The 15,351-nt window shown below is 65.5% G+C and carries 15 protein-coding genes; 8 read left to right on the forward strand and 7 right to left on the reverse strand.

Annotation, left to right across the window (positions count from 1 at the left end):
- Nucleotides 1–183: 183 nt before the first annotated feature.
- From AC0L2O_RS28215 to AC0L2O_RS28225, 3 genes are read left to right on the forward strand one after another with little or no spacing between them, the layout of a single operon-like run.
- Nucleotides 184–1,278, forward strand: coding sequence for a branched-chain amino acid ABC transporter permease (locus tag AC0L2O_RS28215; RefSeq protein ID WP_369719827.1), 1,095 nt, complete (start codon nucleotides 184–186; stop codon nucleotides 1,276–1,278).
- Entirely contained in the window at nucleotides 1,265–1,999 is a 735-nt protein-coding gene (locus tag AC0L2O_RS28220; RefSeq protein WP_369719826.1) for an ABC transporter ATP-binding protein, read from the forward strand. Before AC0L2O_RS28215 ends, AC0L2O_RS28220 begins: the two co-directional genes overlap by 14 nt.
- Nucleotides 1,992–2,687 (forward strand): branched-chain amino acid ABC transporter ATP-binding protein, encoded by a 696-nt coding sequence (locus tag AC0L2O_RS28225; RefSeq protein WP_473372025.1) that lies wholly within the window; start codon nucleotides 1,992–1,994, stop codon nucleotides 2,685–2,687. Before AC0L2O_RS28220 ends, AC0L2O_RS28225 begins: the two co-directional genes overlap by 8 nt.
- Nucleotides 2,688–2,779: 92 nt before the next feature.
- Here the strand turns inward: AC0L2O_RS28225 and AC0L2O_RS28230 are convergent, their stop codons facing one another.
- From AC0L2O_RS28230 to AC0L2O_RS28245, 4 genes are all read right to left on the reverse strand, one after another.
- Entirely contained in the window at nucleotides 2,780–4,303 is a 1,524-nt protein-coding gene (locus AC0L2O_RS28230) for a L,D-transpeptidase family protein (RefSeq protein ID WP_369719824.1), read from the reverse strand.
- A gap of 511 nt (nucleotides 4,304–4,814) precedes the next feature.
- Nucleotides 4,815–5,777: an acetyl-CoA carboxylase carboxyltransferase subunit alpha gene (locus tag AC0L2O_RS28235; protein ID WP_369719823.1), complete on the reverse strand. Its 963-nt coding sequence runs from the start codon at nucleotides 5,775–5,777 to the stop codon at nucleotides 4,815–4,817.
- 312 nt (nucleotides 5,778–6,089) lie between these two features.
- Nucleotides 6,090–7,046, reverse strand: coding sequence for a site-specific tyrosine recombinase XerD (gene xerD / locus AC0L2O_RS28240; protein WP_473372026.1), 957 nt, complete (start codon nucleotides 7,044–7,046; stop codon nucleotides 6,090–6,092).
- 17 nt (nucleotides 7,047–7,063) lie between these two features.
- Complete coding sequence (locus AC0L2O_RS28245) at nucleotides 7,064–7,210, reverse strand: histidine kinase (protein ID WP_369719821.1); 147 nt, start codon at nucleotides 7,208–7,210, stop codon at nucleotides 7,064–7,066.
- Between the two features lie 144 nt (nucleotides 7,211–7,354).
- On the opposite strand from AC0L2O_RS28245, the gene AC0L2O_RS28250 reads away from it, so the two are divergent.
- The 3 genes from AC0L2O_RS28250 (at nucleotide 7,355) to AC0L2O_RS28260 (ending at nucleotide 10,582) form a co-directional block, all read left to right on the forward strand.
- A complete protein-coding gene (locus tag AC0L2O_RS28250) occupies nucleotides 7,355–7,981 on the forward strand; it encodes a shikimate kinase (protein WP_473372027.1) in 627 nt (208 codons plus the stop codon).
- Nucleotides 7,978–9,126, forward strand: coding sequence for a 3-dehydroquinate synthase (gene aroB / locus AC0L2O_RS28255; RefSeq protein WP_473372028.1), 1,149 nt, complete (start codon nucleotides 7,978–7,980; stop codon nucleotides 9,124–9,126). The genes AC0L2O_RS28250 and aroB overlap by 4 nt, the downstream gene beginning before the upstream one ends.
- Nucleotides 9,127–9,274: 148 nt before the next feature.
- Nucleotides 9,275–10,582: an HlyC/CorC family transporter gene (locus AC0L2O_RS28260; protein WP_473372029.1), complete on the forward strand. Its 1,308-nt coding sequence runs from the start codon at nucleotides 9,275–9,277 to the stop codon at nucleotides 10,580–10,582.
- A gap of 117 nt (nucleotides 10,583–10,699) precedes the next feature.
- Here the strand turns inward: AC0L2O_RS28260 and AC0L2O_RS28265 are convergent, their stop codons facing one another.
- On the reverse strand, nucleotides 10,700–10,975 hold the full coding sequence (locus AC0L2O_RS28265; RefSeq protein ID WP_473372048.1) for a BolA family protein: 276 nt from the start codon (nucleotides 10,973–10,975) through the stop codon (nucleotides 10,700–10,702).
- 121 nt (nucleotides 10,976–11,096) lie between these two features.
- Here AC0L2O_RS28265 and AC0L2O_RS28270 point away from each other — a divergent pair, with 121 nt between their 5' ends.
- Nucleotides 11,097–11,732 carry a J domain-containing protein gene (locus AC0L2O_RS28270; RefSeq protein ID WP_369719819.1) on the forward strand — a complete coding sequence of 212 codons (636 nt, stop codon included), beginning with the start codon at nucleotides 11,097–11,099 and terminating at the stop codon, nucleotides 11,730–11,732.
- 9 nt (nucleotides 11,733–11,741) lie between these two features.
- Here the strand turns inward: AC0L2O_RS28270 and AC0L2O_RS28275 are convergent, their stop codons facing one another.
- Entirely contained in the window at nucleotides 11,742–12,788 is a 1,047-nt protein-coding gene (locus AC0L2O_RS28275) for a sensor histidine kinase (protein ID WP_473372030.1), read from the reverse strand.
- Nucleotides 12,789–12,932: 144 nt separating this feature from the next.
- On the reverse strand, nucleotides 12,933–14,027 hold the full coding sequence (locus AC0L2O_RS28280) for a citrate synthase/methylcitrate synthase (protein WP_473372031.1): 1,095 nt from the start codon (nucleotides 14,025–14,027) through the stop codon (nucleotides 12,933–12,935).
- A gap of 79 nt (nucleotides 14,028–14,106) precedes the next feature.
- On the opposite strand from AC0L2O_RS28280, the gene AC0L2O_RS28285 reads away from it, so the two are divergent.
- Nucleotides 14,107–15,330 (forward strand): citrate synthase family protein, encoded by a 1,224-nt coding sequence (locus tag AC0L2O_RS28285; protein WP_473372032.1) that lies wholly within the window; start codon nucleotides 14,107–14,109, stop codon nucleotides 15,328–15,330.
- Nucleotides 15,331–15,351 lie beyond the last annotated feature (21 nt).

Here is a 15,351-nt window from a genome sequence, read left to right on the forward strand (position 1 = left end):
AGGGAGAGGTCGGATCGCATCGCAAGATGCGATCCGGGTGAGGGGATCAGGTCTCGCTGGATGCGGCGGCCCCTCACCCGGATTGCTCCGGCGCAATTGCGCGCCGAAGCAATCCGACCTCTCCCCGTTGGGGAGAGGTGAACCCGCCACCAACCAGCCGCTTCTCACGATGTTTAACTCGGAATGCTGAAGTCGATGAGTGTGGTAAGAGAAGCCATCGTCGCCGACACGGGCGATGAAGCGGATGGTGCGATGGCCGAAGGCACAGCAGCGGGACCGGTCCGCTCGGGCCGAAACATCCTGCCGATCGTCGAGGGCGTGGTGCTCGTCGCCGCGCTCGTCGCGCCGCTGCTGCTCCAGGACTATCTCACCGTGTTCGCGACCCGCGTGATCATCCTCGCGCTGTTCGCGCTGTCGTTCGACCTGGTCTGGGGCTATGCCGGCATCATGAGTTTTGGCCAGGCTCTCTTTTTCGGCTCGGCCGGCTATGGCGTCGCGCTGCTCGCGCGTGACCTCGACATCACCAACATCTTCCTGGTGCTTCCGGCCGGCACGATCATCGGACTCACCTTCGCGCTCCTGCTCGGCGGCTTCCTGCTGCTGGGCCGGCACCCGTCCAGCGTCATCTTCGTCTCGCTGGGCACGCTCACCGGCTCCTATGCCGCCGACCGGCTTGCCCGCGGCTGGTACTATCTCGGCGGCCAGAACGGCATCCCCTCGATCGCGCCGATGACGCTCGGCGGCTACGAGTTCTCGGAAGGTCCTCCCTTCTACTATCTCGTGCTCGGCATTCTCGTGGTGGTCTATCTGCTCTGTCGCTTCCTGGTGCGCTCGCAGTTTGGGCTGGCGCTGGCAGGGCTGCGCGAGAACGAGCAGCGCATCGCTTTCTTCGGCTACAAGGCGCAACATCTCAAGGCGATCATCTTTGCGATCGGCGGCGCGGTCGCCGGCCTTGCCGGCAGCCTCTATGCGTTCCACGAAGGTTTCGTCTGGCCCAACATGGTCGGCGTCGTCGTCTCGACGCAAGTGGTGCTTTATGTCCTGTTCGGCGGCTCCGGCACGCTGATCGGTGCTGTGATCGGCGCTGTCATCGTCGAGGGCGTCAGCTTCTGGCTCTCGGACAATTACCGCGACATCTGGCCGATCATCTTGGGAGTGTTGCTGCTGCTCGTCATCCTGTTCCGCCCGCTGGGGCTGATCAGCTTCGTGTTGGGAGAGCGCGAACGGGTCGGCAGCTTCGGTGCGGCACGCAAGGAGAAGCGCAATGCCGCTCCTTGAGGCCGCGGGCATCAAAAAGATCTTCGGCAAGCTCACCGCGCTCGATGGCGCCGCGCTCACCGTCGGCGAGCACGAGTTTCACGGCCTGATCGGCCCGAACGGCTCGGGCAAGAGCACGCTGATGAAGTGCATTGCCGGTGCCGAGGTGCCGACCCAGGGCAAGGTCTCCTTCATCAATACCGACATCACCGCGTTCACGCCGACCGAGCGTGCGCGGGCCGGCATGAGCCTGAAATTCCAGATCACCTCGGTGCTGCCGTCGCTGACGCTGTACGACAACATCCTGCTCGCGCTCCAGGCGCAGTCCTCGCTGTTCGACCTGGTGTTCTCCCGCACGCGCGACGTTCTCCACGATCAGGTCATGACCATGCTGACGCAGTTTCGTCTGGCCGATCGCGCGTTCGACGCGGCGGCTGCGCTGTCGCACGGCCAGCAGCAATGGCTGGAGATCGCGATGGCGCTCGCCGGCAAGCCGAAACTGTTGCTGCTCGACGAGCCGACCGGCGGCATGAGCCTCGAAGAGCGGCGCGTCACCGGCGAATTGTTGCAGCCGATCAAGCAGCATTGCTCGTTGGTCATCGTCGAGCACGATCTCGATTTCATCCGCGACATCTGCGATCGCCTCACCGTGCTCGACCAGGGCAAGGTGCTGGCGTCCGGCACCGTGTCCGAAATCCAGGCCAACAAGGCCGTCCAGGAGATTTATCTGCGCCGTGCCTGAATTTTTGGAGATCAAGCATCTCGACGCGGGCTATGGCCGCAGCCAGGTCCTGTTCGACGTCAACCTCGGTATTCCCTGGCGCGGCGGCGTCGCCGTGCTGGGGCGCAACGGCGCCGGCAAGACCACGCTGATGAAGACCATCGTCGGCGAGTTGCCGGTATGGAAGGGCGAAGTCGGGTTCGACGGCCGCGACATCAGCCGCCGCGCGACCCAGGAGCGCGTGCGCGCCGGCATCGGTTACGTGCCGCAGGAGCATTCGGTGTTCGCGCGCCTGTCGGTGCGCGACAACCTCGCGGTCGGCTCGCTCGCGAGCAGGAAAGCCGACGCGGTCGACCACGTGCTGACCATCTTCCCAAAACTCGGCCAACGCCTCGACCAGCCCGCCGGCACGCTTTCCGGCGGCGAGCGCAAGATGCTGGCGATCGGCCGCGCGATGTTAGGCGATCCAAAACTGCTGCTGCTCGATGAGCCGACCGAAGGCGTCTGGATCGGCGTCATCGAGGAGATCACCGAGCGCCTGATCGAGCTCGCGAAAAGCATCGCCGTCATCATCGTCGAGCAGCATCTCGACCTCGCGCTCCGCGTCGCCGACTATGCGTATGTCCTCGATCGCGGCCGCGTCGCACTACACGGCGCGGCGGGGGAGGTGCGCGGCAATCCGGAGCTGCTGCGCTATCTGGCGCCGTAGGCGCGGCTGAGTACGCTGCGATTCCCCGGCTTCGCCGGGAATGGCGCCGTCAGTCTGGGATGGACCGGAGAGAACGCGCGCAGCCTTCGCCCTTACTTCACTGCCCCGAACCGGCTGTCGAACGAGTTCGACTGCACCACCGGCGCGGCGCCGGCCAGCTGCGTGCTGTCACCTGCGCGCTCCGACACCGAAGGCTTCAAGGCCGGCCGTGTTGCGGCGAGCCGCGTATCCGGCTTGGCGGGCTCGGGCGGCTTCACCGCGACAACCGATTTCGGCGCGTCCTTGGACGTGTCGCGGCTGGGCACGAAGCGGGTCACTGCGGCTTTCAGCCTCGAGGCTGCGGTCGATGGGGTTGCGGCCGGAGCGACAGATGCGGTGGCTTGCGGCGGCGTCGCGGTGGCCGTGGTCTCAGCGGTGCCCATGCCCATCTTGCGGCCGAGATTGGCGAAGAAGCCGCCGGATTTCTCGGCCGGCTGGGCGGTGGCGAGGCGGGTGTTCGTGGCGGACGGAGCGACGGCGACGACCGGCTCTTCCTGCGCGGCGGCCGCAGTTGCCCCGAAATTCGGCTTGGGCGGGTTGACGGTGCCGGGGATCGTGCCCGGCGCCTTCGACATCGCCAGCAGCTGCAGCGTCGAGCCTTCGGCTTCCTCCGATAGCCCGGTGCTTGCTTCCGGAATCTTGGCGGCAAAGACCTTGTTCATGCCGCCGTCGATGCCGGTGTTCATGCGCGCCACCGGGATGCCTTTGGCGACGAGCTTCGCGTATTCCGCCTCGTCGCGCGCCTGCTTCTCGCGCACGGCGCTGGCGATGTCCTCGGGGATCACATAGGCCGGGCATTTTGCCGAGGCGTCGAACACGGGATCGCGCTTGGCGTCGGGCGCCTTCGCCGCGTCGAACACGTATTTCTTTTCGCAGAAATCGACCTTCGGCTCCTGCCGCGTCACCTCGAAATGATCATAGCCTTCCTTGATCATCTTCCAGAACGCCATGTTCGGATTGTTGCGGTGCTTGGCCATGTTCACCGGCGTCATCCTGAACGGATAGGCCTGGAACTGGAACGCCTTCTGGCCGCCGAAGAACGACTCCCGCCCCAGCGAATAGATTTCCGCGATCTGCTCGTCGGTCATCGCGTAGCAGCCACGCGACGAGCAATCGCCATGCACCATCAGCTGCGAGCCGGTGCGGCCGAGTGCCTTGTCGAAGGCGTTGGGGAAGCCGGTGTTGAACGAGAGGTAATAGGCCGACTGCGGATTCATCTGGCTTGGATTGATCGAGTAGAATCCCTCGGGCGCCTGACGGTCGCCTTCGCGAACCTTCGGGCCGAGATCGCCCGACCAGCGGCAGATCGGATAGGTCTTGAGCAGCGCGAACTGGCCGGAGCGTGTCTGCTTCCAGATCTCGAGCTCGGCCTCCTGCTTGAACAGGCGGACCAGGATCGGCGATTGCAGGTCCATGTCCTTCTCGACCATCGCGGCGAGAAGCTTGGGCGGCACCGGCTGATTGGCCTTGGCGTTGGTCGCCAGCGAGACCTGATCGGTGTCGCAGCCGGCCAGCACAACACTGGCGGCAAGCGCAACCGAAGCCAAAATCGCGCGAGCAAGCGAGCTAGCAGTCAAGACGAACCCCACAACGTGCCGGGCAAGGCTCGGAAACCCCGATTGCAAGCTTGGCCGGACCGTCGATCCGAGATTGTTATTGACGGTGTCCTGGTAGCCAAGCTCCAAGCCTTATGCCCTGAAGCCATTGATTAAAATTCTAACCGCTGGGTCATGGCGTCGCAACCCGAGCGGGGATCACGAGCCCGTTGGCCCATCGGCATAGTCAACAGAGACTGAACTTGGACGCTAGTTGGGCCTTCCGGCCCAATTACGACTGAGATCGCTGATTTGGGCAAAAAAAGGGTTAATGCGGGGTTACCGGGGGCGGTAGTCGGTGTGGCCGGGTCTCAAATTCAGTGTCGTCCTGGCGAAAGCCAGGACCCATAACCCCAACGAGTGGTTTGGCGAAGATCCGTTGCTCGGTACTCCTAGCGCCTCCAATCGAGAGATTCCGCGGTATGGGTCCTGGCGTTCGCCAGGACGACGGGCGGAGGTTGACGCGTCCGTCGGGGCACAAAACCCGTCCGAATCAGCCCAGTTTCCGGCCGATATCGAGAAATTTCTGCCGGCGCTGCTTGCGGATGGCGTCCGCGTCCAGGCCGCGCAGCTCGTCGAACGCCTTGGCGATGGCCTCGCCGGTGGTGGCGATCATGGCGGCGGGGTCGCGGTGGGCGCCGCCGACCGGCTCCTTCAAGATGCTGTCGATCACCCCGAAACGGAGCATGTCCTGGGCGGTGATCTTCATGTTGTTGGCGGCTTCCTGCGCCTTGGTGCCGTCGCGCCAGAGGATGGAGGAGGCGGCCTCCGGCGAGATCACGCTGTAGATCGCGTGCTCCAGCATCAGCACCTTGTTGGTGGTGGTGATGGCGATGGCGCCGCCCGACATGCCTTCGCCGGTAATGACCGCGACATTCGGCACGCCCAGCGCCATGCAGGCATCGGTCGAGCGCGCGATCGCTTCGGCTTGTCCCCGCTCCTCCGCGCCGATGCCGGGATAGGCGCCGGCGGAATCCACGATCGACAGCACCGGCAGGCCGAAACGCTCGGCCATCTCCATCAGCCGCACCGCCTTGCGATAGCCCTCGGGGCGCGCCATGCCGAAATTGTGCTTGATGCGGCTGTCGGTGGAATCGCCCTTTTCCTGGCCCATCACGCAGATCGCCTCGCCGCGGAAGCGGCCGAAGCCCGCGACCAGCGCCTCGTCCTCGCCGAACTTGCGATCGCCGGCGAGCGGGGTGAATTCGGTGACCAGGCCCTTGATGAAGTCGGAGAAATGCGGCCGCTGCGGGTGCCGTGCGACCAGCGTCTTCTGCCACGGCGTCAGGTTGGTATAGAGGTCGGCCAGCGCCTGCGCCGCCTTGTCCTCGACCCGCCCGATCTCCTCGGCGATGTCGCTGCCTGAGGCAGCCAAATTGCGCAATTCGTCGAGCTTGGAATCGAGCTCGGCGACGGGCTTTTCGAAATCGAGATAGCTGCGCATCGGGTCTGGCATCAACTCAATATAGCGGGACGGGGCTGGAGAGCGAAGCGAGGTTGGCTTCTCGGAAAGAAGTGTAGCTTCTTCAAAGAGTTGACCTGTGCGCTGCTCGGCAGCGCGCCAAATCCTTCGTGAGGCCCCGGCTGTTTCTGCGGAGATGTCGACGAAGTCAAGGCGGAGTTGTCGTCCCGGCGAAGGCCGGGACCCATAACCACAGGGAGGCGTTTGGCGAAGACTTATCGTGAAGAGGTCCTTCCGCGGTACCGATACCGCCCGTTGGGGATAGATCACGCGGTATGGGTCCCGGCCTTCGCCGGGACGACAGTTTCACTTCTCCGCCAGCGGGTGCAGGTCGCGGACCAGGCTCTTCAGCCGCTCCTCGACCACATGGGTGTAGATCTGCGTAGTGGAAATGTCGGTATGGCCGAGCAGGGTCTGCACGATGCGCAAGTCGGCGCCGTTGTGCAGGAGGTGGCTGGCGAAGGCATGGCGCAGCACGTGCGGGGAGACCAGCCGGGCCTGGAGACCCGAGGCGACCGCGAGTTCCTTCAGGTCGCGGGCAAAATGCTGCCGCGTCAGGTGTCCGCTCTCGCCGAACGAGGGAAACAGCCATTTCGAGGCGGCGAGGCTGCTTTTCTTGTCCGCCTTTGCGGCGTCGGTCGCCGCAAGGTAGTCCGCCATGGCCTGCCGTGAGACCTCGTTGAGCGGCACTAGCCGTTCCTTGTCGCCCTTGCCGCGCACCACGATCATGCGAGCGTCGCGCTTGGCCGCCGTACGCGGCAGCGCCACCAGCTCGGAGACGCGCAGGCCCGTGGCGTAGAGCACCTCCAACAGGCAATAAAGCCGCAGGGCGCGCAATCGCTGCGAGGCTGAAGCCTCCGCCGCTTCGCTCATCTCCCTGGCGCGCGTCAGCATGCGGTCGACGTCGGCGATCGACAGCACCTTGGGCAGGCCGCGGCCGCGCTTGGGCCCGGACAGGATCGCCGCGGGGTCCTCGGTGCGGATACGTTCGTTGAGGAGAAAGCGGAACAAATGCCGGATCGCCGACAGCCGCCGCGCGACGCTGGAAGATTTGAAGCCGCGTGCGTCGAGATCGGCGAGGTAGTCGCGCAGGTCTTGCGTCTCCGCGTCCGCAAAATGATGGCCGGCGCGGGCGAGAAATTCCGAGAAATCGGTGAGGTCGCGGCGATAGGCATCGAGCGTGTTGGCGCCGGCGCCTTGTTCCGCCGCGAGCATGTCGAGGAACAGGCCCGTGAGCTTGGTGTCAGAAGATTTGGCAGGCATGGCCCGCAGCCTAGCTGCTATTTCTTGAGAAACTTATCCGGCGGGATGGTCACCGTCATTTCCCGCGGTTTGGGATTGACGTAATTCGCCAGCGCGAAGACCACGCCGTAGACGATGCCGGCGATCACGGCGACGACCGTCAGGAAGCGGAACAGGCTGGGCATCGGCAGGGTCTCGGATAACCAAATTTACCAATGAAATCATCCAACATGTTCGCCGTTTCCTGGCAAGAGTCCTCTGGCGAGGGAAGCTTGGGGGGTAGTATAGGTGGCCGGATGCCGCATCTGGCGGCAGATCGAGCGAGGGACATGTCCGACGCCGCGTTGCCAGCACCTGCTTCCCCTGAGGCCGACATCCTGTCGGCGCTCGGGACGCGTTCGATCGTGCTGGTCGGCATGATGGGGGTCGGCAAGTCGACCATCGGCCGCCGCATGGCGGGGCGGCTCAAGCTGCCCTTTATCGACGCCGATACCGAGATCGAGGCGGCGGCGGGCATGACCATACCGGAGATCTTCGAGCGCCATGGCGAGCGGCATTTCCGCGACGGCGAGGCGCGGGTGATCGCGCGGCTGCTGGACGGCGGGCCCGTGGTGCTGGCGACCGGCGGCGGCGCGTTCATGCGCGAGGAGACCCGCGCCCGCATCGCCGCCAAGGCGGTCTCGATCTGGCTCAAGGCGGACCACGACGTCATCATGCGCCGCGTGCGCCGCCGCGCCGATCGTCCGCTGCTGCAGACCGCCGATCCCGAAGCAACCGTGACGCGGCTGCTGACCGAGCGCGAGCCGGTCTACGGCAATGCCGATCTGACGATCGCCTCGCGCGACGTGCCGCACGACAAGATCGTCGAGGAGACCATCGAGACGCTGCACGCGCATCTCTGCGGCCAGGCCGCCGCATCCGAACCCCCAGCCGACGTCGCGAGTGCCGTACGATGACCGCGCCTTTGAAACATTCCGATTCCGTCGTCGTCGACGTCGCGCTGGGCGATCGCGCCTATGACATCGTCATCGGCCGCGGCGTGCTTGCCTCGCTGGGGGCGCGGATCGCGGCCTTGCGGCCGGGCGTGCGCACCGCTGTGGTGACCGACCGCACCGTTGCAAAGCACTGGCTCGAACCCGCCGAGGCGTCGCTCGCGGCGAGCGGCATTCCGACCTCGCGCATCGTCGTCGAGGAAGGCGAGATCTCGAAAACCTATGCAGGGCTGAGCAAGGTCAGCGAAGCCCTGATCGCCGCAAAGATCGAGCGCAACGATCTCGTCATCGCGCTCGGCGGCGGCGTGGTCGGCGATCTCGCCGGCTTTGCGGCGGCGATCCTGCGTCGCGGCGTCGATTTCGTGCAGGTTCCGACCTCGCTGCTGGCGCAGGTCGATTCCTCCGTCGGCGGCAAGACCGGCATCAATTCGCCGCAGGGCAAGAACCTGCTCGGCGCCTTCCACCAGCCGGTGCTGGTGATCGCCGACACCGCCGTGCTCGATACGCTGTCGCCGCGGCAATTCCGTGCCGGCTATGCCGAGGTGGCCAAATACGGGGTGCTCGGCGACGAGGGCTTCTTCAGCTGGCTGGAGACAAACCACGCCGATATCGCCAAGGGCGGCTCCGCGCGCGAGCACGCGATCGCGACGTCCTGCCGCGCCAAGGCAGGTGTCGTCTCACGCGACGAGCGCGAGACCGGAGAACGCGCGCTGCTCAATCTCGGCCACACCTTTGGTCACGCGCTGGAAGCCGCGACCGGCTTCTCCGATCGTCTGTTCCACGGCGAGGGCGTCGCGATCGGCATGACACTGGCCGCGCAGTTCTCGGCGAGGCTCGGCATGATCAGCGAGGCGGATGCGGCGCGTGTCGAACGCCATCTCATCGAGGCCGGCCTGCCGACCCGCTTGCAGGATATCGCAGGCTTCGCGCAGGAAGGCCTTGCCGATGCCGACGCGCTGCTGGGCTTGATGGCGCAGGACAAGAAGGTCAAGCGCGGCAAGCTGACGTTCATTCTGCTGGAGGCGGTCGGGCGCGCCGTCATCGCCAACGACGTCGAACCTGCTCCGGTACGCGACTTCCTCAAGGAAAAGCTCGCGCAGAAGATATGAGGCGTGGCTGAACGGCGCTAAAGCATGATCCGGACAAGTCCGAAGCGGTTTTCCGAAAAGATCATGCTCAAATAACAGAGTGTTTTCGAGCGAAGCGGGTACGGTTCGCGGCGGGATAACGCGTCAAAGCAAGAAACCAGAGTGGTGCATGGACTGGCTCGGACTCTCCATCGTCGTGTTCTGCCTTCTCGTCTCGGCATTCTTCGCCGCGAGTGAGACGGCGCTGACCGGCGCCTCGCGCGCCAGCATGCTGCGACTGTCGAAACAGGGCAATCATGACGCCGTCGTCGTCTCGCGGCTGATCGCCAATCGCGAGCGCCTGATCGGCGCGCTGCTGCTCGGCAACAACATCGCCAATATCGGCGCCTCGGCGATTGCGACCGGCATCTTCACCGCCTGGTTCGGTGAGGTCGGCGTGCTCTACGCGACCGGGGTGATGACGGCGCTGGTCGTGATTTTCGCGGAAGTGCTGCCCAAGACCATCGCCATCAACGCGCCCGACCGCACCGCGCTGGCGGTGGCGCGGCCGATGCGGTTCACCGTATTTGTGCTGGGCCCGGTGCTCGCGGTGGTCGAAACCATCGTGCGGTTCCTGATGCGGCTGTTTGGCGTCGCCATCGGCGAGAACCAGCCGATCCTGTCGCCGACCGAGCGCCTGCGCGGCGCGGTCGACCTGTTGCACCACGAGGGCAAGGTCGAGAAGCTCGACCGCGACATGCTGGGCGGCCTGCTCGATCTGCGCGAACTCCAGGTCTCCGACGTCATGATCCATCGCACCGAGATGATGATGATCAATGCCGACCTGCCGCCGGAGGAACTGGTGCGCGAGGTGCTGGCGACCGAATACACCCGCATCCCGCTGTGGCGCGAGAAGCCGGAGAACATCATCGGCGTGCTGCACGCCAAGGATCTGTTGCGCGCGATCCGGGCTTCGGACGGCGATACCTCGCGCATCGACGTCTCCACCATCGCACTGCCGCCCTGGTTCGTGCCGGAGATGCGCCCCGTCTCCGAACAGCTCAAGGCGTTCCGGCGCCGCAAAACCCATTTCGCGCTGGTCGTCGACGAGTACGGCGAAGTTGAAGGTCTCGTGACGCTGGAAGACATTCTGGAGGAGATCGTCGGTGACATCTCCGACGAGCACGACGTGGTGGTTGCGGGCGTGCGCGCCCAGCCGGACGGCTCGGTCGTGGTCGACGGCTCGGTGCCGATCCGCGACCTCAACCGCGCCATGGACTGGCGCCTCCCTGACGAAGAGGCAACCACCGTCGCGGGCCTCGTCATTCACGAGGCGCGCTCGATCCCCGACCGCGGCCAGAGCTTCACCTTCCACGGCTTCCGCTTCCGCGTCCTCCGCCGCGAACGCAACCGCATCACCGCACTCCGTATTTCACCGGTGGCGCGCGATGCGGAGATGGAAGAAGCCAAGCCGAGAAGAGCGGGGACGTCGTTTTAAGTCACGGTGTCATCGTCCGCGAAGGCGGACGATCCAGTACGCCGCGGCGGTTCGTTTCCTGCCGTACTGCCGCGGAGTACTGGATGCCCCGCCTGCGCGGGGCATGACGGCGGAGTTTTACGTCCCGCCTTCCCCTGGTGCCTGCGCGTGGATCGCCAGCGCATGCACGCTGCCCGAGAGTTCCGCGGCCAGCACCGCATTTATCATGCGGTGGCGCTCGACCCGGCTCTTCCCTTTGAAGGCCTGAGACACGATATAAACGCGGAAGTGCGTCTCGCCGCTCGGCCGATGGCCGGAATGGCCCTCATGCAAATGTGACTCGTCGACGACGCGGAGGCTTTCCGGCGTGAAAGCTTCCTGCAACTTGTTGCTGATAGTGTCTCGTGTGGCCATGTTTGCCATTAAGGTGCGCGATCGCACGCCGTCAATGCCGATAGGCCGCCGTGGCGGCCGTTTCGTCCTAATTGCAATGTCAAGACTTGAAGGTTTTTGCATTGCGTAGTCAAAGTTGGTCATGCCGATCGATTCATCAAAATTCTTCGACTCCATCCGGGTCAAGCCGACCAAGGGCAAGCCGGAAGCGAAGCCGCGCGACACCGTGGTCAATTGCGAATGGACGGGGTGTCAGAACAAGGGCGCGCACCGCGCGCCCAAGGGCCGCGAGAATTCGCGCGAGTACTGGCACTTCTGCCTGAACCATGTGCGCGAGTACAACCAGAACTACAATTTCTTCTCCGGCATGAATGCCGACGCCGTAGCGCGCTACCAGAAGGATGCGCTGACCGGCCACCGTCCGACTTGGAAAATGGGCGCCAATGGCGGCGTCAAGAAGGGCGCCGAAGCCGAGATCGACGGTGCCTTCGATCCGTTCAGCATGTTCGCGGAGCTCAACGGCCGCACCGGCTGGCGCAAGGGTCCGGAGGCCCAGCCCAAGGTCGAAACCCGCAAGGTGATGAATGCCGAGCGCAAGGCGCTCCAGGTCATGGGCCTCGGCCCCGATTCCACGCTCGCCGACGTCAAGTCCAAGTACAAGGCGCTGGTGAAGCAGCACCACCCCGATGCCAATGGCGGCGACCGCTCCACCGAAGACCGCCTGATCGAGATCATCAAGGCGTATAATTATCTGAAGACGGTGGTGCGCGAGAGCTAAGCAACAAAGCTAGGCAACGATCTGCGGGAAGGACAGTTCGCACAACAGTCCCTCCGACCTCCACTGCCGCGTGACCCTTCCGCGCAAGGTCCGGACGATGCCGTCGACCGCGCCGACCCCAAAGCCCTTGCGCGTCGGTGGCGCGTTGACCCCCGGACCGCCGCTCTCCGACCAGTGCAGCACGAGAGGTCCTGCATCATCGGTCCGCCAGCGGATCTCCAGCTTGCCTGATGGCGTCGACAGCGATCCGTACTTGGCGGCGTTGGTTGCAAGCTCGTGCACGGCGACTGCGATCGATTGCGCCAGCGTCGCCGGCAGCTGGACGTCGTCTCCCGCGATCCTGATCCGCTCGCCGTCGCGGCTTGCATAAGGCCTCAGTTCCTCTTCGACGATGGTCTTCAGATTAGCGCCGGTCCAGCGCGACGCCGAGAACAGCCGCTGCACGTTGGCAAGCGCGCTGAGCCGGCCTTGAAACGCTGCCTGGAACTCTTCCGCGCTATCCGCCTTGGTCAGCCGCAGCATCGCCTGAGCCACCGCGAGCAAATTGTTCGCACGGTGATCGACTTCGGACGTGAGCAGCACCATCCGCTCCTCCGCCTGCTTTCGCGCCGTGATGTCGACCAGCATGTTCACCGCACCGACCAGCCGGCCGCGCTCGTCGCGCAGCGGCGTCGGATAGGGCATGAAGCAGATCCGGGAGCCGTCCGGCCGTTCCGCGATCGCCTCGGCATCGCGCACCGGCCGGTTCTGCTTGAGCGCGATGGCCATCGGACATTCGTCGTGCGGAAGCGGGGTGCCGTCGGGCAGATAGAGCTTCCAGGTCACGCACCACATTTCGCCGATCTGTGGCGTGCGACCGGCGAAATCGATGCAGGCATGATTGAAGAAGGTGATGCGACCCTCAGCGTCGGTCGTGTAGATCGCGGCAGGCAGCGCCTGAAGCAAGTCGCGGAACCGCCGTTCGGAATCCGGGCCCGCCTCGCTCCGGCTCGCCGCATATCGGGTCGCGATCTCGCCAATCCTGGCCTCGTCCGATTGTCCAAACAAGTCCAGCATTGCGTTCCAGATCCGCGGGGGGCGGATAGATAAGTCGTCAGAAGCCCCGGCGTTCCAAGCCTCATGCAGCGCAAGCGTCATCCGGCCTTTCGCGCAACCACGATCGGTAGACCCGGATACGCTTCGCTGCATGCAGCCTGCGCGTCATTCGCCAGGCATCGCCCCCACATAGGACGAGCTCGGCCGGATCAGCCGCCCCGTCCGCTGCTGCTCTCGCGCATGCGCGGTCCACCCTGCGGCGCGCGCGACCGCGAAGATCGGCGTAAACGCCTGCCGAGGGATCGCGAGCGCATCGAGCAGGATCGCGGTGAAGAACTCGACATTGGTCTCGAGCGGCCGCTCCGGATTCTTCTTGCGCAACGCTGCGCGGATATAGGCCTCGACTTCGCCGGCGAACGGCAGGTCGGCGCCATCGGAGGACAGCCGCTCGATCGCGGCCTTCAGCACGTCGGCGCGGGGATCGCGGACGCGATAAACGCGATGGCCAAAACCCATCAGCCGCTCGCCGCGCGCCAGCGCCGCATCGACCCAGGGCTGGATCCGCTCGCGCGAGCCGACCGCGTCCAGCATTTCCAGCACCGGCTCGGGCGCGCCGCCATGCAAGGGACCCGTCAGTGCGCAATATCCGGCGGTGACCGCAGCGAACAGATCGGCTTGCGTGGACGCCACCACGCGCGTGGTGAAGGTGGACGCGTTCATGCCGTGGTCGCAGACCGTGACGAAATAGGCATCCAGCGCCGCGACCTCACGCGGCTCCGGGGGCGTGCCCCGCAGCATCCGAAGCGTATCGGCGGCATGGCTCGCGTTCGGATCCGGCGTTACGGGATCGAGCCCCTTGGCGCGCCGGACCAGCGCGCCCGCGATCACCGGAAACGCGCCGACGATGGTCGCTTCGTGCTCCAAACCGCTCTCGGCGCGAAGGCCGGCGAGCGCCGCACGAAATCCGTCGACAATGCCCATGCCACGCGTCGCCGGCAGTAGGTCCGGCAGCCGCGCGAAGGCGCGCTCACGCGCCGCGCCCAGGCTCGACCGGATATTGGCCTCGTTCAGCGTGGTCTTGCTGGCACCGTTCCAGAGCCGGGCGGTTACGCCCTCAAAGCTCGATTGGGCGGCCAGGCGGCCGACGTGCTCGCCGGCGATGATCAACTCGCCGCGCTCGCCGTCGACATGGCTCAGCACGGTTTCGGCCGCGGCAACGCCGTCCAGCCCGATCTGACTTTTGGTGAGGTGGATGTTCATGGCCCAAATCTCCTTGTTCTACCCACAAGGAAAATCGGGCCTCTCGACAGATTGATCAATCTTGATTACATCAATCAACATGAAAAATTCCGAAGGCCTTTACCTCTCCGCCCGCGAGGCCGCCGCCGAACTGGCGATCTCGCCGGCCACCCTCTACGCCTATGTCAGCCGCGGCCTGATCCGCTCCGAGCCGACCCAGGACTCGCGGAAAAACCGCTACCGCGCCGAGGACGTCCGTGCCCTGAAGGAGCGTCGCGTGCCGTCGCCGGAGCCGCGCGGCCTGCGCAGTTTCGACGCCGATTTGCCGGTGATGGATACGGAGATCTCCACCATCACCGAAGCGGGCGCGATCTACCGCGGCGTCAATTGCGTCGACCTCGCCGAGAACGACACGCTGGAGCACACCGCGACCTTGCTTTGGGACGTTTCGGGCATCGATCCTTTTGCGCCGGACAACATGTCTGAGATCTCCGACGAGATGCGTGCGATCGGAGTGGCCGCGCGCCGTGCCGCGCCGATTGACCGCGCCATCGCGGTGCTCGCACTCGCCTCGAGCGCCGATCCCCGCGCCTTCACGCGCGCGCCCGAGGGTCGCGCGCTGGTCGGCGCGCGCATCGTCCGGCTTCTTGTTGCGATCATGCTCACGACCGAGCCATCATCCGAGCCGCTGCACCAGCAGATCGCGCGGGCCTGGGCGCCGGACAACAAGCACGCCGCGGATCTGATCCGCCGCGCGCTGGTGCTGCTGGCCGATCATGAACTGAACGCCTCGACCTTCACCGCGCGTTGCGCGGCCTCGACCGGGCTCAATCTCTATGATTCCGTCATCGCCGGCCTTGCCGCGCTGAAGGGGCCGAAGCACGGCGGCGCCGGGGTGCTCGCCTCGCAGCTCGTGAAGGCGTTGATCGATCGCGACGTCGCTCCGATGGTGCGCGAACGCGTCGCGCTCGGCGAGCGCTTTGCCGGCTTCGGCCACGGCGTCTACAAGCACGGCGATCCGCGTGCGCAATCGCTGCTCAACGCGCTCTCGCGCGCCGGCGCACCGCGAAAATTCACCCGCGAAGTGCCGGAGCGGATCGCGGAGGCGACCGGCGAGTTCGTCAACATCGACTATGCGCTGGCCGTCCTCGTGCACGCGCTGCGCTGTCCGGCCGGCAGCGAGCTCGCGCTGTTCGCGATGGCCCGCAGCGTCGGCTGGATCGCGCATGCCAGCGAACAGCTGCAGTTCGGCAAACTGATCCGCCCGCGGGCGCGCTATGTGGGGCCGGCGCCGGGGCGGAGAGCGGCAGCGCCCAAGGGGTAGGCAAGCCATCCGCCGCTCAAG

Source organism: Bradyrhizobium sp. Kon10, from assembly GCF_055807395.1.

Excerpts from the sequence above, each read along its gene's own strand:
- aroB (WP_473372028.1), top strand. The coding sequence starts at position 7,978 with ATGACCGCGCCTTTGAAACATTCCGATTCCGTCGTCGTCGACGTCGCG.
- xerD (WP_473372026.1), bottom strand. The coding sequence starts at position 7,046 with ATGCCTGCCAAATCTTCTGACACCAAGCTCACGGGCCTGTTCCTCGAC.
- AC0L2O_RS28285 (WP_473372032.1), top strand. The coding sequence starts at position 14,107 with ATGAAAAATTCCGAAGGCCTTTACCTCTCCGCCCGCGAGGCCGCCGCC.
- AC0L2O_RS28215 (WP_369719827.1), top strand. The coding sequence starts at position 184 with ATGCTGAAGTCGATGAGTGTGGTAAGAGAAGCCATCGTCGCCGACACG.
- AC0L2O_RS28245 (WP_369719821.1), bottom strand. The coding sequence starts at position 7,210 with ATGCCCAGCCTGTTCCGCTTCCTGACGGTCGTCGCCGTGATCGCCGGC.
- AC0L2O_RS28265 (WP_473372048.1), bottom strand. The coding sequence starts at position 10,975 with ATGGCCACACGAGACACTATCAGCAACAAGTTGCAGGAAGCTTTCACG.
- AC0L2O_RS28250 (WP_473372027.1), top strand. The coding sequence starts at position 7,355 with ATGTCCGACGCCGCGTTGCCAGCACCTGCTTCCCCTGAGGCCGACATC.
- AC0L2O_RS28280 (WP_473372031.1), bottom strand. The coding sequence starts at position 14,027 with ATGAACATCCACCTCACCAAAAGTCAGATCGGGCTGGACGGCGTTGCC.
- AC0L2O_RS28270 (WP_369719819.1), top strand. The coding sequence starts at position 11,097 with ATGCCGATCGATTCATCAAAATTCTTCGACTCCATCCGGGTCAAGCCG.
- AC0L2O_RS28235 (WP_369719823.1), bottom strand. The coding sequence starts at position 5,777 with ATGCCAGACCCGATGCGCAGCTATCTCGATTTCGAAAAGCCCGTCGCC.
- AC0L2O_RS28220 (WP_369719826.1), top strand. The coding sequence starts at position 1,265 with ATGCCGCTCCTTGAGGCCGCGGGCATCAAAAAGATCTTCGGCAAGCTC.
- AC0L2O_RS28275 (WP_473372030.1), bottom strand. The coding sequence starts at position 12,788 with ATGCTGGACTTGTTTGGACAATCGGACGAGGCCAGGATTGGCGAGATC.
- AC0L2O_RS28260 (WP_473372029.1), top strand. The coding sequence starts at position 9,275 with ATGGACTGGCTCGGACTCTCCATCGTCGTGTTCTGCCTTCTCGTCTCG.